The organism is Kocuria nitroreducens (genome assembly GCF_042879195.1).
Taxonomy (GTDB): Bacteria; Actinomycetota; Actinomycetes; order Actinomycetales; family Micrococcaceae; genus Kocuria; species Kocuria nitroreducens.
This window is the reverse complement of record NZ_JBHZTC010000005.1, coordinates 41,032-59,966: the sequence shown is the minus strand read 5'-3', so window position 1 is coordinate 59,966 and position 18,935 is coordinate 41,032. Positions and strand designations below refer to the sequence as shown.

At 71.6% G+C, this 18,935-nt stretch carries 25 protein-coding genes and 1 tRNA gene; 13 read left to right on the top strand and 13 right to left on the bottom strand.

Annotated elements, in window-relative coordinates; translation table 11 throughout:
* Positions 1-27 precede the first annotated feature (27 nt).
* From ACFYE1_RS04495 to ACFYE1_RS04485, 3 genes are all read left to right on the top strand, one after another.
* A complete protein-coding gene (locus ACFYE1_RS04495; protein WP_387740391.1) occupies positions 28-978 on the top strand; it encodes a Ppx/GppA phosphatase family protein in 951 nt (316 codons plus the stop codon).
* Positions 979-1,011: 33 nt separating this feature from the next.
* Entirely contained in the window at positions 1,012-2,475 is a 1,464-nt protein-coding gene (locus tag ACFYE1_RS04490; protein WP_387740389.1) for a S8 family serine peptidase, read from the top strand.
* Between the two features lie 74 nt (positions 2,476-2,549).
* The gene (locus ACFYE1_RS04485) at positions 2,550-3,959 is read left to right on the top strand and encodes an NAD(P)/FAD-dependent oxidoreductase (protein WP_387740386.1); all 1,410 of its coding nucleotides are present in this window, start codon (positions 2,550-2,552) and stop codon (positions 3,957-3,959) included.
* A gap of 120 nt (positions 3,960-4,079) precedes the next feature.
* Here the strand turns inward: ACFYE1_RS04485 and ACFYE1_RS04480 are convergent, their stop codons facing one another.
* On the bottom strand, positions 4,080-4,631 hold the full coding sequence (locus ACFYE1_RS04480) for a hypothetical protein (protein WP_387740384.1): 552 nt from the start codon (positions 4,629-4,631) through the stop codon (positions 4,080-4,082).
* A 126-nt stretch (positions 4,632-4,757) separates the two neighbouring features.
* Positions 4,758-5,003 carry a hypothetical protein gene (locus ACFYE1_RS04475; protein ID WP_387740381.1) on the bottom strand — a complete coding sequence of 82 codons (246 nt, stop codon included), beginning with the start codon at positions 5,001-5,003 and terminating at the stop codon, positions 4,758-4,760.
* 286 nt (positions 5,004-5,289) lie between these two features.
* Here ACFYE1_RS04475 and ACFYE1_RS04470 point away from each other — a divergent pair.
* The 5 genes from ACFYE1_RS04470 (at position 5,290) to ACFYE1_RS04450 (ending at position 8,198) form a co-directional block, all read left to right on the top strand.
* Positions 5,290-5,363: transfer RNA gene (locus tag ACFYE1_RS04470), tRNA-Leu, on the top strand.
* A 75-nt stretch (positions 5,364-5,438) separates the two neighbouring features.
* Positions 5,439-5,726, top strand: a complete 288-nt coding sequence (locus ACFYE1_RS04465; RefSeq protein WP_387740379.1) for a hypothetical protein — start codon at positions 5,439-5,441, stop codon at positions 5,724-5,726.
* Positions 5,727-5,740: 14 nt separating this feature from the next.
* On the top strand, positions 5,741-5,893 hold the full coding sequence (locus ACFYE1_RS04460) for a hypothetical protein (RefSeq protein WP_387740376.1): 153 nt from the start codon (positions 5,741-5,743) through the stop codon (positions 5,891-5,893).
* Positions 5,894-6,123: 230 nt separating this feature from the next.
* Positions 6,124-6,756, top strand: a complete 633-nt coding sequence (locus tag ACFYE1_RS04455; protein WP_387740374.1) for a hypothetical protein — start codon at positions 6,124-6,126, stop codon at positions 6,754-6,756.
* A gap of 68 nt (positions 6,757-6,824) precedes the next feature.
* Positions 6,825-8,198, top strand: a complete 1,374-nt coding sequence (locus tag ACFYE1_RS04450) for an ice-binding family protein (RefSeq protein ID WP_387740372.1) — start codon at positions 6,825-6,827, stop codon at positions 8,196-8,198.
* A gap of 128 nt (positions 8,199-8,326) precedes the next feature.
* On the opposite strand, the gene ACFYE1_RS04445 is transcribed toward ACFYE1_RS04450, so the two are convergent.
* From ACFYE1_RS04445 to ACFYE1_RS04415, 7 genes are all read right to left on the bottom strand, one after another.
* The gene (locus tag ACFYE1_RS04445) at positions 8,327-8,482 is read right to left on the bottom strand and encodes a hypothetical protein (protein ID WP_387740370.1); all 156 of its coding nucleotides are present in this window, start codon (positions 8,480-8,482) and stop codon (positions 8,327-8,329) included.
* A 188-nt stretch (positions 8,483-8,670) separates the two neighbouring features.
* Positions 8,671-9,693: a glycoside hydrolase family 26 protein gene (locus ACFYE1_RS04440; RefSeq protein ID WP_387740368.1), complete on the bottom strand. Its 1,023-nt coding sequence runs from the start codon at positions 9,691-9,693 to the stop codon at positions 8,671-8,673.
* Between the two features lie 345 nt (positions 9,694-10,038).
* Positions 10,039-10,998 (bottom strand): hypothetical protein, encoded by a 960-nt coding sequence (locus tag ACFYE1_RS04435; RefSeq protein ID WP_387740365.1) that lies wholly within the window; start codon positions 10,996-10,998, stop codon positions 10,039-10,041.
* A gap of 51 nt (positions 10,999-11,049) precedes the next feature.
* Positions 11,050-11,517 (bottom strand): hypothetical protein, encoded by a 468-nt coding sequence (locus ACFYE1_RS04430; RefSeq protein WP_387740363.1) that lies wholly within the window; start codon positions 11,515-11,517, stop codon positions 11,050-11,052.
* Positions 11,518-11,564: 47 nt separating this feature from the next.
* The gene (locus ACFYE1_RS04425; protein WP_387740362.1) at positions 11,565-12,227 is read right to left on the bottom strand and encodes a pentapeptide repeat-containing protein; all 663 of its coding nucleotides are present in this window, start codon (positions 12,225-12,227) and stop codon (positions 11,565-11,567) included.
* A 48-nt stretch (positions 12,228-12,275) separates the two neighbouring features.
* On the bottom strand, positions 12,276-12,491 hold the full coding sequence (locus ACFYE1_RS04420; protein WP_387740360.1) for a hypothetical protein: 216 nt from the start codon (positions 12,489-12,491) through the stop codon (positions 12,276-12,278).
* 590 nt (positions 12,492-13,081) lie between these two features.
* Positions 13,082-13,915, bottom strand: a complete 834-nt coding sequence (locus ACFYE1_RS04415; RefSeq protein ID WP_387740359.1) for a hypothetical protein — start codon at positions 13,913-13,915, stop codon at positions 13,082-13,084.
* Between the two features lie 407 nt (positions 13,916-14,322).
* Between ACFYE1_RS04415 and ACFYE1_RS04410 the strand changes: the two genes are divergently transcribed.
* The 5 genes from ACFYE1_RS04410 to ACFYE1_RS04390 all read left to right on the top strand — a co-directional run bounded on the left by ACFYE1_RS04410 (position 14,323) and on the right by ACFYE1_RS04390 (position 16,732).
* Positions 14,323-14,550 carry a hypothetical protein gene (locus ACFYE1_RS04410; protein WP_387740357.1) on the top strand — a complete coding sequence of 76 codons (228 nt, stop codon included), beginning with the start codon at positions 14,323-14,325 and terminating at the stop codon, positions 14,548-14,550.
* Positions 14,551-14,612: 62 nt separating this feature from the next.
* Positions 14,613-15,137 carry a hypothetical protein gene (locus ACFYE1_RS04405; RefSeq protein WP_387740356.1) on the top strand — a complete coding sequence of 175 codons (525 nt, stop codon included), beginning with the start codon at positions 14,613-14,615 and terminating at the stop codon, positions 15,135-15,137.
* Complete coding sequence (locus ACFYE1_RS04400; RefSeq protein WP_387740354.1) at positions 15,125-15,307, top strand: hypothetical protein; 183 nt, start codon at positions 15,125-15,127, stop codon at positions 15,305-15,307. Before ACFYE1_RS04405 ends, ACFYE1_RS04400 begins: the two co-directional genes overlap by 13 nt.
* Before the next feature lie 150 nt (positions 15,308-15,457).
* Positions 15,458-15,961 carry a hypothetical protein gene (locus tag ACFYE1_RS04395; RefSeq protein ID WP_387740352.1) on the top strand — a complete coding sequence of 168 codons (504 nt, stop codon included), beginning with the start codon at positions 15,458-15,460 and terminating at the stop codon, positions 15,959-15,961.
* A gap of 339 nt (positions 15,962-16,300) precedes the next feature.
* The gene (locus tag ACFYE1_RS04390; RefSeq protein ID WP_387740349.1) at positions 16,301-16,732 is read left to right on the top strand and encodes a hypothetical protein; all 432 of its coding nucleotides are present in this window, start codon (positions 16,301-16,303) and stop codon (positions 16,730-16,732) included.
* A 124-nt stretch (positions 16,733-16,856) separates the two neighbouring features.
* Here ACFYE1_RS04390 and ACFYE1_RS04385 read toward each other — a convergent pair whose 3' ends face one another.
* The 4 genes from ACFYE1_RS04385 to ACFYE1_RS04370 form a co-directional block, all read right to left on the bottom strand.
* On the bottom strand, positions 16,857-17,492 hold the full coding sequence (locus ACFYE1_RS04385) for a hypothetical protein (RefSeq protein ID WP_387740347.1): 636 nt from the start codon (positions 17,490-17,492) through the stop codon (positions 16,857-16,859).
* Between the two features lie 264 nt (positions 17,493-17,756).
* Complete coding sequence (locus ACFYE1_RS04380; RefSeq protein WP_387740344.1) at positions 17,757-17,963, bottom strand: hypothetical protein; 207 nt, start codon at positions 17,961-17,963, stop codon at positions 17,757-17,759.
* Positions 17,960-18,151, bottom strand: coding sequence for a hypothetical protein (locus ACFYE1_RS04375; protein WP_387740342.1), 192 nt, complete (start codon positions 18,149-18,151; stop codon positions 17,960-17,962). Before ACFYE1_RS04375 ends, ACFYE1_RS04380 begins: the two co-directional genes overlap by 4 nt.
* A 145-nt stretch (positions 18,152-18,296) precedes the next feature.
* Positions 18,297-18,710, bottom strand: a complete 414-nt coding sequence (locus ACFYE1_RS04370; RefSeq protein ID WP_387740339.1) for a hypothetical protein — start codon at positions 18,708-18,710, stop codon at positions 18,297-18,299.
* Positions 18,711-18,935 lie beyond the last annotated feature (225 nt).

The window sequence follows — 18,935 nt, the reverse complement described above, 5'->3', positions numbered from 1 at the left end:
CCGCCCCCGACACCCCGAGGACTTCCCATGCGCATAGGCGCCATCGACTGCGGTACGAACTCCATCCGACTGCTCATCGCCGACACCCGGGAGGAGCAGGGCCGTGCGGTGCTCGACGACGTGGTGCGCGAGATGCGCGTGGTCCGGCTCGGCCAGGGCGTGGACGCCACCGGGTGGCTCGCCGAGGCGGCGCTCGAGCGCACGTTCGCGGCCACGGACGAGTACGCCTCGTTGCTGGCGGCGCACGAGGTGGAGCAGCTGCGCTTCGTGGCCACGAGCGCCACCCGCGACGCCGGCAACCGGGACGTCTTCCTCGCGGGGATCCGCGAGCGCCTCGGCGTGACCCCAGAGGTCATCAGCGGCGACGAGGAGGCGGAGCTGTCCTTCCGCGGCGCCTCGGCCGCGGTGGGCGGCACGGATCCCGAGGACCGGGTCCTGGTGATCGACCTCGGCGGCGGCTCGACCGAGTTCGTGCTGGGCAACTCCCAGGGGGTGCGTGCCGAGCGCAGCATGGACATCGGCTGCGTCCGCCTGACCGAGCGCCACCTCGGCTCCAACCCGCCCACCGCCGCCCAGCAGGAGGCCGTGCTGCGCGACGTCGACCACGCCGTGGACGTGGTCCTGCAGACCGTGCCCCTCGCGGAGACGACCCACCTCGTGGGTGTCGCCGGCACCATCACGACCGTCACCGCGCACGCTCTCGGGCTGCCCGCCTACGACCCCGCGGCGATCGACGGGGCGGAGCTGCCCGCCGAGCGGATCGCGAGGGCGTGCCGGGAGATCACGGGCATGACCCGCGCGGAGCGCGCCGCGCTGCCCTACATGCACGAGGGCCGCGTCGACGTGATCGGCGGCGGCGCCCTCGTGTGGCGGCGGATCGTCGAGCGGGTGGGTGCCGCCACCGGTGGACGCGTGGACTCGGCCATCGCGAGCGAGCACGATATTTTGGACGGGATCGCCCTGTCCCAGGTCGACTGACCCGTCCGGACCCCCCCCGACCCGGAAGGACACATGTCTTCCAGCGCACCCTTCCGCCGTTCCCCGCGCCACCGCGCCCTCACCCGGTGGGGCGCGGTGGGCGCGGCCTCGGCCGTGGTCGGTGCGGGTGCGCTGGCCCTGCCCGGGACGGGGCCCGCGCAGGCCCGCCCCCCGCTGCCCGGACCCGCCCCCAGCATCCCGCTCGAGGACCCCGTCACGGTGGCGCCCGCGCCCAGCGAGGGTGCCACCCGCGCCCCGGACACCTCCCGCATCGCCGAGGACGGGATCCGTCCCCTGCAGTACTGGCTGGACGAGTACGGGGTGCGCGAGGCCTGGGAGGAGTCCACGGGGGAGGGCGTGCGGATCGCCGTCATCGACACCGGGGTGGACGGCTCGCACCAGGACCTGGAAGGCGCCGTGGCGGACGGCACCGACGTCTCGGGCGGCGGCGCCGCCGACGGCCAGGAGGGTCTCGGCACCGAGCCGGAGCACGGGACGCTGGTGGCCTCCGTGGCCGCGGGCCGCGGGCACGTGCCCCCGGGCGGGCGGGACGACGACGACCCCGGCCGGCCCGCCGGCATCGTGGGCGTGGCCCCGGACGCCGAGGTGCTCGCCGTGTCGACGTGGCTGGGCGACGAGAGCCCGGAGGTCCGCAGCGTCGACGAGCAGCTCCCGGACGCCGTCCGGTGGGCCGTCGACAACGGCGCGGACGTCATCAACATGTCGGTGGGCTCGAACGCCACCTCGTGGCCCGAGAGCTGGGACGAGGCCTTCCTCTACGCCGAGGAGAAGGACGTGCTCGTGGTCGCCTCCGCGGGCAACCGGGGCTCGGGGCTCGTCCAGGTCGGCGCCCCCGCCACCATCCCCGGCGTGCTGACCGTGGGCGGTGTGGGCCGCACCGGGGAGGCGAGCTGGGAGTCCTCCTCGCAGGGGATCTCCATCGCCGTGGCGGGCCCGTCCGAGGACATGGTGGGCGCCATCCCCGGCGACCGCTACGCCTCTTGGGCCGGGACCTCCGCGTCCGCCCCCGTCGTGGCCGGCACCGCGGCGCTGATCAAGGCGAAGTGGCCGGACATGAGCTCCGCCCAGATCGCGAACCGCATCGTCTCCACCGCCCGGGACACCGGGGCACCGGGCAAGGACCCGCTCTACGGCTACGGGGTGCTGGACGTCGGGGCCGCGCTCACGGAGGACGTCCCCGAGGTCGACCGCAACCCCCTCGGCAGCATGGAGCAGTGGGTCCGGGTGCACCGCAGGACGGCCGCGGCGACCCCCACGGCGGGACCCGCGGAGAGCTCGGCGCCCGTCACGGAGGAGGTCGAGGCGGAGGTCGCCCCGCCCGAGCCGGTCGCCCCGATCGACGAGACCGGGCTGCTGCCCGTGGTGGTGCTCGCCGGGTTCGGGCTGCTCGTGCTGGGCCTCACGGCGGGTGCCGTGGTGCACCTCCGCCGCATCGTGGCCGCCGACTCGGACGGGAACCGGGACGGCGGCGCCTGAGGCGTGCGCCGGAACACGGTGGGGGAGCCCCGCACGGGGACCGACATCGACAGCATTCTGAGTAGACTCGGGGCATGTCTTTCACTCAACTGGCCAAGGACCGTCCGCGCCTTCTGATCGTCGGCGGCGGCTACGTCGGCTTCACCGTGGCGCAGGGACTGCAGAAGCGCATCAAGGACTCCGGCGGAGTCGTCACCGTGGTGGATCCCAATCCGTACATGATGTACCTCCCCTTCCTCCCCGAGGTGGCCGGCGGCAACATCTCCGCCCGCAGCGCGGTGGTGCCCCACCGCCAGCACCTCAAGGACAGCGAGATCGTCACCGGGCACGTGCTCGGGGTCGACCACGCGAACCGCACCGCGACCGTCAAGGGCATCGACGAGGGCGAGACCTTCGAGCTGACCTACGACGAGATCGTCATCGCCGGCGGCTCCGTCACCCGCGCCTTCCCGATCGAGGGCCTCGCCGAGAACGGCATCGGCCTCAAGACCATCGAGGAGGCCCTGGCGGTGCGCAACTGGGTGCTCGAGCGCATCGAGGTCGCCTCCCTCACCACCGACGAGGACGCCAGGCGCCGGGCGCTGACCTTCGTGGTGGTCGGCGGCGGCTACGCCGGCACCGAGACCATCGCCGAGATCGAGGACATGGCCCGCAGCGCGGTTCAGCGCAATGAGCGGCTCCAGGTCTCGGACCTGCGCTTCGTGCTCATCGAGGCCATGGGCCGGATCATGCCCGAGGTCTCCGAGGACCGTGCGGAGAAGGTCGTGGCGCACCTGCGCAGCCGCGGCATCGAGGTGCTCCTCAACACGTCGCTGGACTCCGCGGTGGACAAGCACTTGAAGCTCGTCAACATGCAGGACAAGTCCTCGGCCGGCGAGTTCGACACCGACACGCTCATCTGGACCGCCGGCGTGCAGGCCAACCCGCTCGTGCGCAACACCGACTTCCCGCTGGACGACCGCGGCCGCGTCCGGGCCGGTACCGACCTGCGGATCACCGGCGACGACGGCCCCCTCGAGGGCGCCTGGGCCGCCGGCGACGTCGCCGCGGTGCCGGACCTCACCGGTGGGGGAGTCGGCGGGTTCTGCGTGCCCAACGCCCAGCACGCGGTGCGTCAGGCGCACACGATGGCCAAGAACATCATGGCCGTCCGCGCGGGCAAGCCGCTCGAGGACTACTACCACGAGAACCTCGGCGCGGTCGCCGGGCTGGGCCTCTACAAGGGCGTGGCCAGCATCAGGGGCCTCCCCGGGCTGCCGGAGAAGGGCATCGAGTTCTCCGGCGTCGCCGCGTGGGCGATGCACCGGCTCTACCACGGCTACGCGATCCCCACCGTGGACCGCAAGGCCCGCGTCTTCACCGAGTGGGCCCTGAACTTCGTGTTCGGCCGGGACATCACCACGCTGCGCCACGAGCGGGATCCGCGCACGCGCTTCCAGGTCGCGGCCGGCCAGGCGCCCGCCCCGCGCAAGGCCAACCTCTGATCCGACCCGTCCACCGCCCGACCCCGCCCCGGCCACGTGCCGCGGCGGGGTCGAGCCGTTCGACGGGCCGCGACGTCCGGGGACCGGTGAGCACGCCGGGTCCCGGGCGCGCCGGAACGGTCAGAAGCCGCCGGGGGAGAGGTGTCGGCGCAGTTCGCCGTCGTGGGCGTGGACCATCCGCCGGTATTCGTCCCCGGTCTCGAGCAGCCACACCACGCCCAGCGCCGGACCGACCTCCTCCACGGCGCCCCGGCAGCGCAGCATGCCCCGCTGCCACACCTCGACCCGGTCCCCGGGGTGCACCTGGGCCAGGTCGTGGATCACGGCGCCGGTCGTGCCGCCGGTGCTCCACGGCGCCGACGGCTCCGGCACGGGAGCCGATCCACGGCCGGGACCCTTCCCGGTACGGGGAGCCGGCGGGGCGAGGAAGACCTGGCGGGTGTCGAGCTCGGCCACCGGCTCCTGGCAGCGGTCCTGCGTCACCGGGTGGGGCCCGTCCGGAGCGGCGAGGTACTCCTGCTCGAGCTGGCGGCAGACGCGGCTGTGCAGCACCTGGAGCTCGGTCAGTCCCAGCTCCGCGAGAACCGCGGGGAACGGGTCCGCGGGAGCCAGGAACGTACCGGGCGCCGACACCGGCGGCAGAGAGAGGGAGGGGGCGAGCGGGGACGTCATGAGGGCAACCCTACGGCCGGACAAGGTGCGGCCGGCTGCTCGGCCGGTTTCCGGGCTAGATCGCCGCACGCCCTCTGACCAGTGCTTTGCATGATGTGCGCTTCGGCGGCCGGGCCCCGCCGTCCGTCACGGGGCGTGCTGGAGGTCGACGATCTCGCGGGCGTCGAGCTCCACGGTCAGCTCCTGGTGGCGCTCGAGGGTGACCGGGTGGGCGCCGGACGCGCCCCCAAGGTACTCCCGCTCGAGCTGGCGGCCGACCCTGCTGTGGAGGACGTGCAGCTCGGCCAGGGACAGTACGGTCAGATCGGCCGGGAACGGGGCATCGGGCGCCAGGTAGGTCCTGCCGATGGGTGGCGCGCCGACCTCGCTCATGCTGACGCCGTTCGGCGGGCCGCCGGGGCGCATCGGCGCGGGGCGAATGCCGGGAGAGGTGCGCCGCCCGGCGGGAATCCGGGGGACGGGGGAACGGGGTGGGCCACGGGGACAGCCTCCTGCGCGTGCGACGATGTCACGGCCTGCTGCTCGACCACCGTGCCAGACTACTGGATGCCCGGCCCGGTCGACAGGACGGGCTCCCGCCCGCGGCGCGGACCCGTTCCGGTGGGGACCGGGACGAGGCTATAGGGTGGACGGCGACCCGGTGACCTGGCCGGGACCGGCCCCCATAGCCCAATCGGCAGAGGCAGCGGACTTAAAATCCGCTCAGTGTCAGTTCGAGTCTGACTGGGGGCACCCAAGATCCGCACTGTATCGCGGGACTTGTTGGTCGATCCGGACACCGATTACGGACCAGCCCACGAATATCCAATGAGTAGAACCAGCGGCTGCACGACGCCCTGGTGGCCGGCGACCGTGCTCGAGCATCAGGGGCTGCACCCGGACCCGGAGCTGCAGACCACCCACGTCCGCCGCTCCGTGCTCGCGCACGTCTTCCCGCACGGCCGGAACCCGCTCGAGGAGCTCTGGTGCAAACCGGCCGGTGACACCATGGTCGACCTCATCGCCGAGGGCCACATCGACGACACCGGCCGCGAGCTGACGCTGACCGACGAGGGCCCGGCCGCCGCCGGGGTGCTGTGGCCCCGCGTGCGGTAAACGACGAGGGCAGGTTGGACGCCGTCGGCTCGGAGTCCTACGGGGTGCTCATCGGCCCGATGATCGACCACCAGCAGGCGGTCGTGCGGCTGCTGCGGGTCGCCCACTTCCGAGCCGCCGTCATCCCCCTCTCCCTGGACCACAACGCGGTGCCGCCGGAGATGTGACGGGAGGTTGCGCCAGTACCGTCAACCCTGATTCCCCTCCGCACTTGGGGTGATGGCGGTGACCAGCAGAAGTGGACGAAGGTCCTGGAGATCGACCGGGACGTCCTCATGAGGTGAGCGCGGTTGGCCGATGACCCCCATCACGGCGCAACCAGACCCCTTTCACCCTCCATCAGCGACGGCGCAGGACACCCCTGCCCTTGGGCTCCGTCTCGGAACAGGTCCTCTCCATGCGCACTCCCTCCCTCCGCGCCCACAAGATCGCCGGCCTCTCCGCCGCCCCCGTCGCCGTCCTCGTGGCCGGCGTGCTGGTCTGGCAGGGATCCACCGCCGCCTTCACCGCCACTACCCGCAACCCCGGCAACTCCTGGGCCACCGGCCAGGTCGCGCTGACCGACGACGACAACGGGCGCGCGGGGTTCAACGTGGAGAACCTCGTGCCCGGGGCGACCGGGGAGAAATGCATCGTGGTCACCTCCAACTCCACCGTCGCCGGTGAGGTCCGCGCCTACACCCAGAACCTCTCCGGCTCCGCCGCCGGGCTGGAGGACCACATCGACCTGCGGGTCGAGCGCGGCACGGGCGGCTCCTTCGACACCTGCGACGGCTTCGCTCCCGTCCCCGGTGCCCTTCCCGCCCAGTCCTTGTCCACCCTGGCTCAGGCCAACCGCGACTACGCCACCGGTGGCGCCGTCTGGGACACCACTGGCACTCCGGGCGAGTCCACGACCTACCGCGGCACCTGGACCTTCGACACCGCGGGCATGACCCAGTCCCAGATCGACGCGCTCCAGGGCTCCCGGGTGAGCGTGGACCTGGTCTGGGAGCTGCAGAGCGACGACGCCGCCGCACCCGCCTCCTGACCCGTTCCTCCGTGCGGAGCCGGCCCGACCCCGACCCCAGCCCCACCGCCGAGCCAGCACCTGATGGTGTGACGGCCGCGCTGTGGGGCTGGGCCCGGCTCTTCACCGGCACCGCGGCCCAGATCTACCTGGTGATGCTGGCCACCCTGGCCGCGATCGCGTTGATCCCCGCCCTGTTCGGCTGGCACTCCACCGTCATCGAGACCGGCTCGATGCGCCCGCACATCGAGCCCGGCGACGTCGTCGTGCTCGCCGACCTCCCCGCCGACCGGCCGGTGCCGCTCGGCGGGGTCGTGCAGTTCACCAGCCCCGCCGAGGCCCGAGCCAGCGGGGTGGAACGCCCGGTGCTGCACCGGATCGTGGTCGACCACGAGGACGGCACCTACGCCACCGCAGGGGACGCCAACGCCGACGTGGACTCCACTCCGCTGGTCCGGGAGCAGATCACCGGCCAGGCCCGTCTGCTGGTGCCGTTCATCGGGCTGCCCGCCCTGTGGCAGAGCACCGGCCGGCACCTGCAGCTGGGCCTGTGGGCCGCAGCCACCGTGGCGGCGCTGTTGACCACCCTGGCGGTCTTCGTCCCTCGGGGTCGTGCCGACGGTGACCAGGAGGGCGACGAGGACACACAGGAGCTTCCGGTGCTCGCTCGTCGTGGCGCTCTGGCTGTGGCGGGAACCGCCGTCCTGGCTGGCCTGGTGACAGCTCCGGTGCCGCCGAGCACCGCGGCCTTCACCGCCCGCACCGGCACCGGCGCCTCCTGGCGGTACGTGGGGCTGCCGGCGATCACTCCGGGGCGGGCCGGTCCGTACGCGCTCCTGGCTTCCACGAGCCTCACCGACCACACCCCCTCCGGGCACCCCTCCACGGTGGGCGGCAGCGTGGGCACCCACCCCGGCCTGGGCATCGCAGGCCTGCAGTCCAGCGGATCGCGCCGCAACGTCACCGGGTCGGTCGAGCCCGGCACCGCGGCAGCGGCCAACGCCATGGCCGACGCCCGTGCGCTGGAGATCGCCCTGCTTGCCCGGTCCGCCACCGGCAGCCGGCCCACGGTGCTGACGGGTCGGATCACACCGGGGACCTACACCAGCACCACCGGGGCCTTCACCGTCACCGGCGACCTGACCTTGGATGCCCAGGGGAACCCGGATGCACAGTTCATCTTCCGGGCCGCCACCATCACCGCCGCGGACAACAGCCGCGTGCTGCTCGGCGGGCAAGCGGGAGCAGCCAACGTCTACTGGGCCGCATCCGGCGGCATCACCTTGGGGATCGGCACCACCGCCCGGGGCACCTACCTCGCCCGCGGCAGCATCGCAGCCAACCTCACCCCCGGCAGCCCCACCCAGCGGCTCACCCTGGAGGGACGCCTGATCAGCCTGGGTACCGCGGCCCCCGGAGGGACGGTTGAGGTGAACCGGCCCACGACCACGCTCCCCGCCTGAGCCGCCGGAAACTGCGAAGGCCCGGACACCGGCAGCACAGTGGAATCCGGACCTGCGTGGCACCCACCCCCCACCGACGGAGGCAGGTGATTGATCGTGCGTGCCGGCGCCTGGTCAGGGCAAGAACCTCAGACGGCGACGGGCTCCTCGGCAGTCTCCTCGGCCACGGTCGCGGGTGGCCGATAGGCGGAGTGCACGACGCCGGCAACCTGATCCCAGCCGTAGCCCGGTGCGTTGGCGTCGGTGCACAACGCCTTCTGCTCCGGCTCGACCAGCACGTCCACGGCGACCTCGTCGCAAGCCGTCTCGGCGGCCTCGCGCCTGAGTGCCGAACTTGCCGCCGTGGTCCAGGGAGGACTCGCGGGCAGAAGCGGCCGCGGCGCTCATGTTCTCAGGCATGAAGGGAATGTGTGCGGCCCGGCCCGGCCTGGAATGGTCAGGACGGGCCGCACGAGCTGCCGGTGTCAGCCGGTCACGGGCAGGGGCGCTTGGCCAGCTCCGAGGCCAGGGCGGAAGCGGAGGAGGTGGAGGAGTTGATCCGCCAGTCGGTCTCCTTGTTCTCGTTGAACCACACCATCCCGGTGACGTCGGGCTGGGAAGCGAGGTAGTAGACCAGGTGGGCGTTCCACTCCGCCTTGGAGCCGCCGGCCTCGGCCGAGGCGACCTCCCCGATGAGGATCGGCTTGCCCGGTGCCACGCTGCGCGCCTCGTCCAGTCCCCAGCCGAAGAGCTCCCACGGCTGTTGCCAGGATGACCACGACTGGGAGGTGCCCCAGTTGTAGCCGTCCAGGCCCACGGTGTCGACGTAGGCGTCGCCGGGGTAGAGCCCGGCCATCGGCGTGGAGCCCCAGTAGGTGGTGTTGGGGTTCCAGACCCACTCGACGTTGTCGGCGCCGGCGGCGGAGAAGATGTCGTGGACGTGGCGGTAGGCGGCGACGTAGTCCCCGGCCTCGTTGCCGTTCACGCCCTCGGCCCACGGGTACCAGTTGCCGTTCATCTCGTGGGCGAAGCGCAGCATCACCGGGTTGTCCCAGGCGGCCAGTTGCTCGGCCCAGGAGCGGATGTAGTCGTCGTGGGCGCCGGAGGCAATCGCGTCCAGGGAGTAGGCGCGCTGGTCGATGCCCCCGCCCCAGGTCCACGGCTCCCAGGTCAGCAGCGTGCTCGCCCCGGCCGAACGTGCCTGCTCGAGCTCGTAGAACGGCACCGGCTGGTTGAAGTCCTTGTAGGACAAGATGATCGAGGGCTTCTCCCCGGTCAGCGAAGCGACCTCGGCCAGCTCGCCGGCGGCCGCGGGCCCGCTGGGGGTGCCGACCCCGAAGCGCAGCGGGCAGTTGCGCACCGTCAGCGCCACGGTGGTCGGCGCAGCGGCCGGGGCAGTGGTCGTCTTCTTGGCGGCGTTCGAGTTCTGATTCGGGGCTGCGGTTGCGGCCGGGACCGCCAGCAGCGACAGGGCGGCCGCGACGGCGACGGAGGAGATCATGGTGGAACGGGGCATGGGTGCTCCTTGTTCACGGCGCGCGGGAAACGCCACCGATGGGGGTTTGCAAAAGCATAACCCTGTGCGAGGCGGTGACGTCATCCGCACACACACGCCCACGTGAGGGGGTCGTGTCCGCAGCGCACGCCCGGCACCGCCGGCAGCATCTGCGGGGACGTGCCGACGCCGATGCCGGGCAGCCGGGTGAGCGGGGAGGCCTGGTGCCCGGTGCGGGAGGCGCAGCGCGAACCGGCCCGGTGATCGTCGTGGTGGACAGGGCGGGGGCGGGGTCAGTGTCGGCGCGCTCGTGTTCCCCGACGCGTGCGGCAGCTCACGCTGACCACCGCGCCGGAGGAGCAGACGTCAGGGCCTGGCCCCGTGCCTGCCCCAGGACATCGCACCGAACACCTCGTCCGTCCGTTCGAGGAACTCCACCTCTGCGCGGGACAGCAACGCGCCTGGGGCGTAGCCGTCGGACTCGCAGCGCACCGGCACGACCGCCTGGTGCGGGGCGGGCTCGTAGTCGGCGCACAGCACCAGCTCACCGGCACGCAGCTTCAAACCGGGCCGGTCCACCAGCATCCGGTAGCGACGCAGCCGGGCAGGCGTCTCGTCAGCACACGAGCCGCCGGTCGGGCTGGGACTGGTCAGTGCAACGGTGTGCAGAGTACTCATGGGGCAGACCTCCTGGAAAGCAGAATTCCCGGAAGGGACCTTCCGGGGCGTGACGCGCTCCATCGGTCGTCCACCTCCCACAGTAGCGGTCCCGGACATGATCGGTGACAGTGCACCGGTGAACATCTGGGGTCGGGTGCTGTGGCGCGGGGAGTCCTGGTCGCTGTCGGTGAGAGCCACGTGGAGGCGGCCCCCCGTCCGGGGGCCACGGGATCGAGGGGTACGGTTCTTCGGTGGCGCCCTCTCGTCGACGCACGCGACGGAGGACGGGTCGATGACCTGGGCGCCGCCGCCGGTGCGGCAGGAGAAGCTGCGGGTGCGAGCGAGGCCCAGGAGCGCGGTCCGCAGCTCGTCGGCGTCCACCACGGCGTTCGGTGCGGACTGGACGACGGCCTCGGTGCTGTCGCTGGTCAGGCGCACGTGGTCGGCCCAGGCGAAGGTCACGTCCACGATCCACGGGCAGGGGGTGGCGATCGAGAAGGAGGGCTCCAACGGGTCGAACGCGGTGCCCGGCACCGGGGCCCGGAGTCCGGCCGCGCGCAGGGTGGGCAGTGAGTGCCCGACAGCTGAGAGCCGGCCGGGGAACTGGTTGGTGGGGGCGGCGACCTGGGCGACAGGAACGTCGAACCGGTACGAGCCCGGCTCCACGGGGACGCGGGCCGGGGATCGTCTCGGCGACGCGCCGGGGAACGTGACGAGCTACTCCGGGGCGGTCGTCGGGGAAGCAGATGCGCCCCAGAAGAACTCTCCGTCCTGCGCTTCACCTGTCACGGTGATCGTCTCCGGTGGGGCATCGTCCGAGGCGCCGAGGTAGGTCGTGGTGGTCACCGGAGAGGTCGAGCAATCGCCCTCTCCGTAGGTGCCGCGTTCACCGCTGAGCGTCAACCGTGCGGAGCCGGTCCCGGAGTCCGTGGGTGTGCAGGCGATGGTGATCGCGTACCACCCCGGATCCAAGCCGGAGACCTCGATGGTGGATCGTCCGCCGTCCGAGCCCGTGATGCCCGCGACGGAGAAGCCGGTCCCATCGGCTGCGGGAAGAGTGTCGGATGCCCAGCCGTCGAGGTCGGTCGCCGGAGTTTCCGCCGCTTCGGGTGACGCACCACAGGCGGTGCCGGCCAGCAGCGCTGCGGTCGTGGCGGAGAGGGTCGTGGACGTTCGGATCGTCATCTCCGCCACCCTAGTCGCGTGTCGCGCGGTTCAGTCGGGTGGCGCTCTCAGTCTTCGACGGCGATGCCCAGCTGAGCAGCCATCGCCGGCGCCAACAGCTGCAATTGGAGGTCGGTGATCGTCGCCCCGCGCAGGTGCGCCAGCCCGGTGATCTGCGGCAGGTCCACCGCGCGCAGATCGACATCGGTCAGGGTCGCCCCGGAGACGTCGAGGGTGCCCACCTCGGTGTCGTCGAGGGCGAGCCGCTGCACCTGGGCGCCGGTGAGGTCGAGCTCGTCGATGACGCAGCCGGTGAACTGCACATCGCGCACGGTCGCTCCGCGCAGGCTCACGTATCCGACCTTGGCGTTGCGGATGTGCACGGAGCCCCAGCTGCCTTCGATGCATTGGAGCACGCCGAGCCGGGAGTCCTCGAGCAGCACTCCGCGCAGGGTCGAGTAGGCGGCCGAGACGGTGGGGATGTCCAGGTGGTGCAGGCGCGAGTCGATGATCCGCGCGCTGGTGAGTTCCAGCTCGATCGTGTTCAGGTCGGTGAGCGAGCAGTCGGTGAAGCCGACGCTGGACAGGTCCATGCCGGTGAGGTCGTCGCCGGTGAAGGACAGCGCCTCGAACGTGCCGTGGGCGCGGAGAGCGGACGGGTCGCCGGGGGTGAGTTCTGGCAGGCGGAGGGTGCGGAGCGTCGGGGGCACAGGCGTGGAGCGTCGAGGCATGCACACCACGGTAGCCGTGGGCGTCGACCGAGTGGTGATGCCGGGTCGTCAGCCGGTGCGCCCGGCGGACTGCAGGGCGCGCAGGCAGGCCCACCCGCGGCGGGCCCTGACGACGCAGAGCACGGTGACGAAGGCGAAGACGACCGTGAGCGAGGTCCACAGCCGCTCGTCGCGAGTCGGCATCAGGATGAAGAAGGCGCTGACGGAGCCGGCTCCGTTGACTGCCACCTCGATGCGATCGCAGGCCTCCACGGCTGCATCCACGCGCACAGGCTCGTCGTCCGGCGCGACCCCCCCGGCCGCTCGGGCAACCGGAGCATCGACTTCGCCCGCTGGGGACCCACGCGCTTGTCCCGCCGAGGACGCGGCGCCCGGGTGACGTGGTGCACGAGCAGCGGCAACCCGAAGACCGCGGCGAGGGCCACCGGCCACCACGGTGTGCGCATCTCTCCGGACGGATCGAGCAGCACCCGGACGACCAGCGGAAGGCTGAGAGCCATGGTCCCTGCCGCGGCAACGTGTTCCTGCTCCGGGGCAGGTGGGGCGGCTGGGTGATGCCGGCAGGAGCGGCGCTGCTCGTGGTGATGCTGACGCTGGTGGTCCGCCGGCGACGACGGGGCAATCAGGGAGTGCATTGTGCCCGCGGCACCCCGGGGTGAAGACGTCGGAGCAGCGGAAGCACGAGCGGGAGATCACGCTCTCGGTGACCTTCTTCCTGGGTGCCGGCACGTACCTCGTTCTGCTCTCCACGGCGTGGGACAGGGGCGCGACCGCACTCGGGATCCTCCTGTGCGGAGTCACTGGTTTCTACCTCGAGGGGTGGCGGCGCCGCCGAGACCGGAAGCGCCGACAGCTCAGCGCGGGAGGTGGCGCTGCAGCCACATCGTGCACCACAGCTTCAGCCGCAGCTCGTCCCAGTCGTGGACGTTGACGATCAGCGCGGAGGGCCCGTAGCGGTGGACCGACTCGACGCCGTCGCGGTCGCACAGCTCAGCGATCAGATGAGCCACGACCTGCGGGTGCTGGGCAGGGATGTCTTCGCGCAGGCCGACGTCGAAGCAGTCGAGCTCGGCGACGACCGTCACCATCGGCTCCTCGATGGCCTCGGCCTCGGGGCCTTCCCCGTGCATCGCGTCGATGGTGCGGCGGGTGTGGGCGAGCATCTCGGTCCCGCTCATCGGGTCCCGGCCGTGGGCGCACTGGTAGGCGCCGTAGAGCGGGATGGCCGGCAGGAAGATCTGGTGGTGCTCGGTCGCCAGCACCGGGTAGTTGAGCAGCGGGTGGTCGGAGATGAGGTGCTCACCGACCCGCCAGGAAGCCTGCGGCGCCGCGGTGCTGATGACGTGCGCGAGGTAGGAGGCGAAGCCGTCAACGAGTGCGAACGTGGCTGCCGGCGGGTGCGGGTCCACGAGCCGGCTGCGACGAGCCCAGGACGGCCAGGCGGGCCGGGTCGGGTCCTCGGTCAGGGTGTGCGGGTCCACGCCGAGCTCGGTGGCCCGGGTGTTGATCCACGCCCACAGCGGGGACACCGAGTAGACGGAACCATCGAGCATCTCCTCGGGATCCAGACCGTGACCGGCCAGTGCTGCGCGCAGGCGCTGCAGCGCAGGTTCGCGTTCAGTCAGGTAGGCGTCGAGCGCGTCAGCGGCCTGGTGCATGTCCATCAGCTCGTACAGCGGCTCACCCATGGGTGTGACTCTACTTGCCGGTGCCCGAAGGCGTCGCGGAGCCGGGGCGGTGCCGCAGGAACGTGCGCAGGACCTCTGCGGCGAGTGTCCGGCACGGTGTGTGCGTCCGCAGGCAGTCCGCACTCATGGTGTGCATGAGCAACCTTCGCATGGGCGCCACCCGCGGCTGGTGACCGACTCTGCCGCCGAAGCCTCGCCGGCCCGGTGGCTGGTGCGACTGGAAGTCGCCGACCGACGCCGGCGGTCGTGTGAGGACTCTTCCACCACCGGGGTGTGGCGGTGCACCATCGGATCACCCGAGGACCTCGTGAGCGCTGCAGCCCCAGCGCGGCGGGGTCCTCGGTCGATCCGGTGGACGCCCCGGCAGCAGTCGCCGGGGACAGGCCGATCCGACGGAAGGAGTCGCCATGAACCCCGACCAGTGCCCGTGCTGCGACAACGGAGTCATCAGCCCCTGGCGGGTGAACGCCACGAACGAGACCATTGTGGTCTGCGACGAGTGCGACTCCGTGCGGGAGGAGCCCGGGGATCTGCCGTGCCCGGCGCTGACGACCGTGGACCAGTTCCTCGCTGCCCGCGGGCGTCCTCCGTTGTGGAGCGAGCTGCAGCGCCTCGGTCGGGCGCCGGCTGCATGAGGGAGGCGTGGGCGGCTGCGACCGGTGACTCGACCTGGGCGCAGTACCTCCGCACGGCACGCGTGACCAGCACCACGCTGATCCTCACGGACGGGCCGATCATCGACCCGGCCGGGGTGGCAGCCAACCCGCAGGACTGCCTGCTGGACATCTACGAGCACGCGGCGGAGGCGTCCGCGCTGTGGCAGTCTCGCCGGCGCCGGGACCGGCACCGGAGCGAGGGCGAGATCCGGCTGCGCTGCCAGGGGGCTGAGCTGCTGCCGTTCGGGGCGGTGGACGACGTGTCGGCACTGTGGTGCTGCCTGGTGAACACGGTCGGGCAGTTCCTGGACACCGGCCACGGCGTGACCGACTACCCGGACCAGCCGCTGCCGGTGGTGCTGGAGACGGTCAAGCGCAGAATGTACTTCTCGGCCGACGGACAGAAGGTGATGGTCGAGCCCGTCCCGTTCCTCGACTCGCTGCTGGAGGAGGCCCAGCGGTTCTTCGCCTGGGCCGAGCGCCATCTGGCCGGGCCGGCGACGGACCGGGACATCGTCGAGCTGCGGGAGCGGTTGCCGCGTGAGCCTGGCGGATGGCAGCTGTGAACACCGCCGACGAGGAGGTGCCCGCGCCGTTGCACGGGCCCTGCGGACGAATACAGACCTGGCTGCAGGCGGACCCCGCCGGCGCCGAGCGGCTGCTCGAGGAGGTGGCGTACTCGCTGTCGGACATCGAGCGCGAGACGGCCGAGGTCAGCAGGGAGCCGAGGGCTTGAAGGGGGGCGCACCGGCGGAGATGGCCGGGGCATGATCGGCGACCGACTCCGCGGACCGCAGCAGTGCGGACAGCGGTTCGCGCCTGCAACTCCTAGCCTGAGAGTGTCCGGAGGCAGCGGCCTCCGTTCCAGCGAGAGAGGCAGGGCTTCGTGATCATCGGTTCGTTCGCCGTCGTGTTTGTGATCTTCTTCGTGACCATCATCGCCACGCTGGCCAGGGCTCCCATCGCCACCCGGATCGCCGGTGCACCCGAGGACATTCCTGTGGTCTCGACCCGGTTGTCGGTGACGTTGTTCCACGTCGCGATGCTGACGATGAGCCTGCTCCTGATGATCGCCGTGGGCACTCAGGTGCTCTACGGCGTCACGGACACCCAGACGGTCGTCGTCCCGGCCGTCGGAGCTGCCTTCTTCGCCTACGCCTACGTCCTGGCCCGCTACTTCAGCCGGTACTCGGGACGGCTCTCCTACCGCCAGTGGGTCGGCGGCGCCGATGGGGAGACCGCTGAGCTGTTTGCACAGGCCTACCGGGAGCGCGCCTGGATCGTGGGGCTGGCCATCATCCCGCCGCTGCTGGTGCTGGTCGCCCGAGTGCTCGCCGTCGGTGCGCTCGGCACGCCTGCGGACCTGCCGGCCGGCGCCGACTGGAGCTGAGCGCTGCTCCTCGTCCTGGCGGTCCCTCTCGTAGGTCCGGACCCGCCACTCCAGCCAGTCGAGCACCGGGCGCCCGACATGGACCGGTGGACGTCCTGGTCGTCCCAGACGAAGAGCTGTCCGAACGCCAGGTTCACCACCACGGACGGGCGCGGCACCGTGCGCCGGAACCGATTCGCCCTGTGGCCGTTGGGACGACCTCGACCTCCATGCGTGCTCCCCGATGCGCCCTGACCCCCCCCCGTCCGGGCATCGTGCCACGGGCGCCGGACTCAGCGGCAGACCCACGTCCGCGGTCATGCCTGCCCGACGACAAGGCGTTCCGCGCACCTGGAGGGCATGGAGACGACCACCGACGCACCCGCCGAGAACGCCATCCCCGACGCTGTCGCCGCCGAGCCGGCCACCGGTCACGCCCCGGACTCCCTCGCTGTCCACGCCGTCCAGCCGGCCTTGTCCACCTTGGAGAAGCCGGTGACGATCGCCGAGGTCGTTTCGGCCACCGACGAGGACGGATTCCTGACCGCGGTCGTGGTGGACTTCCTCTTCGACCTGTTGGAGGGTCGCGCGAACGAGGAGTCCGGTGAGGACTACCCGATCGTGCGCGAGATGGTCGAGGAGGAGCTGGAACCGGTGCAGACGGGCGACGAGGCCATCGGCGCGTCCCCGACCGACATGCTGACCCCGGTCGCCCGGTTCGACCTGCGGGAGGCCCTGGGGTTCCGGTACGGCCCCGAGGAACTCGAAGGGATGATCGGCTCCGCCGCCTGAACCGACCACACCCGAGACGCTCAACGCCCCGGGCTCCACGACGGAGACCGGGGCGTTGCGCGTGCCACCGGACACCCGGTGAGGTCCGCCGGTGTTCAGAGTGGTCGACGCACGGAGAGGTGTTCTACTGCTCGGCGGCTGCCTGGTCGAGCAGGTCGCACAGGTCGAAGACGTACTCCGTGGAGTTCTCGGTGATCTCCGCCGACACCACCGTCGGCTCCTGTCCTGGCTCCGATGCGGGTTCCAAGGTGATCGTCCCGGTCAGCTCTCCGGACAGGAAGAGGAAGGCTTCCGGCAGCCCGGCCTCGGCGAACGCCTGCGCCTCGGCCTCGCTGTAGGGGAACACGACCCCGGGCCCTGACCCGCTGACGGTGAGCGAGGTCCCGTCGGCGGCATTGGTCTGGAAGCTTCGCCCGTCCACGCTGACCTCATCGAGCGTGGCACCGTCGGAGGCACGGGTGATGTCGAGCGTGGTCTCGCCGCGGGACTCCACCACCGTGTTCCCCTCCGTGTCGATGAGGACCCGGTACTCCCTCTCATCGACGTCACCCGTTGCGAGCGTGACCTCGGAGTCGCAGGCAGCGGTGGTGAAGGGCTGTTTCGCCTCGTCAGGGTAGGGCACGAACTTGCCGTGGGTGCTGGGCAGCAGCTCCTGCATCTCGTCCGGCGGGGCGGGCTCATGGCTGGTTGCGCCGGCCGGTGTGGCGGCGCGCAGCAGGACGGCAGCGGCCGCGGCGGTGATGCGCTGGGTGGTGTTCATGATCGGTCCTCATGGCTGGGTGCCGAGGACGGACCGGACGCTGTCCACGGCAGGTGCAGTGGATGGTTTTCAGGCTGCAGGCGGCGTCGAGCGGTGCCCACGGGCCCAGTGTCATCGTCCCAGCGAGAGCATGGGTGCCAAGAGGCCGCCTGACCGCACGATCGTTACGGTCGCACCCGGCAGGCTGTCACAAACACTGCGGAGTCGGTGCGGATGCGAACGCCCCGGACTCCGCGACGGAGACCGGTGCGTTGGCACTGTGGCTCAGTCATCGCGGCCGGCCTTGCTGCCCTGCCGCCACTCGTCGACCGTCAGCGACACGGCGATCAGCACCGCGGCCGCGGTGAGACCGGTCAGGACCCGCTGGAGGTCGGTCTCCGGCGGCCACGACCCGAACTGCCCGCGCACCAGGAACGCCGCACCGACGAGCATCGCGATCAGGTGCCCGCGCAGCCGCCGGTCCGGTGTCATGACCCCTCCTGCGGGCCGGTCTCCCCGCCGCGACGGGTGCCACTCGACCACAGGTTGCTCAGCAGCAACCCAGCCACGCCGATCCCGGTCAGCCACCAGTTCCACTCGCCCAGGATCAGACGCAGCCCCACGATGAGGGCGACGATGATCGCCGTTTGGAGAACCACCTGCTGCCATCGCCTCGACACGCCCTGCTCCTTCCCTCTCCGACCATGCTCACTCGTATCGTGCCACGCAGCCGGGCCGGCGGGCGTCACCTCATCGAAGGCGCCGGCGGGCGGCCGCGGTGGGCGTCCATGACGCGGGCATGAGCCATCTCCATCCGGCCGTGGATCAGCGCGGTGGTGCCGAGGATCGGCCAGGGCGACAGAGCAGGGGCCGGCCCGAGCAAGACCAGCAGCAGCACCGGGACCGCCCAGCCCGGCACCGCCGCACCCCACCCGAAGAAGACCCCGCCCCGGGCCGGGTCACGTGGTCGTAGGCCGCCGGCAGCGGGTCCGGATCCCCTTCCGCCACCAGCCTCGCGTGCTTGACGTGGGTGCGCTGGATCCAGATGAAGCACACGGCGAGGGCGAGCAGCCCGAGCACGGCGCTGGAAGATCTGTAGCCGCCGGTGGCCGGCATCCGGTCCAGGGCCGCCTCGAGGAGTTCGTCGGCGACGAAGGTCGGCAGCAACCAGGCGGCGAACCACCACAGCCGCGTCCGGCGCTTCTTCAGCACCTCGGGCTCTCCGGCCTGTGGTTCCACGACTGTCGGCTCCGCCGTCCGGCTTGTCGTGCGTCTCATCGCAGCCACGGGGACCGTGCCGTGTCCGTCCGCACACAGGGGGGATGAGCCCGCACCGGCTCGGCGCACGCGGCGAAGACCGTCCGGAACCTGTCATCTCGCTGACCGTCAGGGGCCGTCGCAGGCAACACGTCTGTGGGAGTGGAATCCGCTCGGTGTCAGTTCGGGTCCGACTGGGGGGCACCC

Excerpts from the sequence above, each read along its gene's own strand:
- ACFYE1_RS04390 (WP_387740349.1), top strand. The coding sequence starts at position 16,301 with ATGGAGACGACCACCGACGCACCCGCCGAGAACGCCATCCCCGACGCT.
- ACFYE1_RS04480 (WP_387740384.1), bottom strand. The coding sequence starts at position 4,631 with ATGACGTCCCCGCTCGCCCCCTCCCTCTCTCTGCCGCCGGTGTCGGCG.
- ACFYE1_RS04425 (WP_387740362.1), bottom strand. The coding sequence starts at position 12,227 with ATGCCTCGACGCTCCACGCCTGTGCCCCCGACGCTCCGCACCCTCCGC.
- ACFYE1_RS04410 (WP_387740357.1), top strand. The coding sequence starts at position 14,323 with ATGAACCCCGACCAGTGCCCGTGCTGCGACAACGGAGTCATCAGCCCC.
- ACFYE1_RS04400 (WP_387740354.1), top strand. The coding sequence starts at position 15,125 with ATGGCAGCTGTGAACACCGCCGACGAGGAGGTGCCCGCGCCGTTGCAC.
- ACFYE1_RS04455 (WP_387740374.1), top strand. The coding sequence starts at position 6,124 with ATGCGCACTCCCTCCCTCCGCGCCCACAAGATCGCCGGCCTCTCCGCC.
- ACFYE1_RS04440 (WP_387740368.1), bottom strand. The coding sequence starts at position 9,693 with ATGCCCCGTTCCACCATGATCTCCTCCGTCGCCGTCGCGGCCGCCCTG.
- ACFYE1_RS04380 (WP_387740344.1), bottom strand. The coding sequence starts at position 17,963 with ATGACACCGGACCGGCGGCTGCGCGGGCACCTGATCGCGATGCTCGTC.
- ACFYE1_RS04495 (WP_387740391.1), top strand. The coding sequence starts at position 28 with ATGCGCATAGGCGCCATCGACTGCGGTACGAACTCCATCCGACTGCTC.
- ACFYE1_RS04465 (WP_387740379.1), top strand. The coding sequence starts at position 5,439 with ATGAGTAGAACCAGCGGCTGCACGACGCCCTGGTGGCCGGCGACCGTG.
- ACFYE1_RS04430 (WP_387740363.1), bottom strand. The coding sequence starts at position 11,517 with ATGACGATCCGAACGTCCACGACCCTCTCCGCCACGACCGCAGCGCTG.
- ACFYE1_RS04385 (WP_387740347.1), bottom strand. The coding sequence starts at position 17,492 with ATGAACACCACCCAGCGCATCACCGCCGCGGCCGCTGCCGTCCTGCTG.
- ACFYE1_RS04490 (WP_387740389.1), top strand. The coding sequence starts at position 1,012 with ATGTCTTCCAGCGCACCCTTCCGCCGTTCCCCGCGCCACCGCGCCCTC.
- ACFYE1_RS04415 (WP_387740359.1), bottom strand. The coding sequence starts at position 13,915 with ATGGGTGAGCCGCTGTACGAGCTGATGGACATGCACCAGGCCGCTGAC.
- ACFYE1_RS04485 (WP_387740386.1), top strand. The coding sequence starts at position 2,550 with ATGTCTTTCACTCAACTGGCCAAGGACCGTCCGCGCCTTCTGATCGTC.
- ACFYE1_RS04475 (WP_387740381.1), bottom strand. The coding sequence starts at position 5,003 with ATGAGCGAGGTCGGCGCGCCACCCATCGGCAGGACCTACCTGGCGCCC.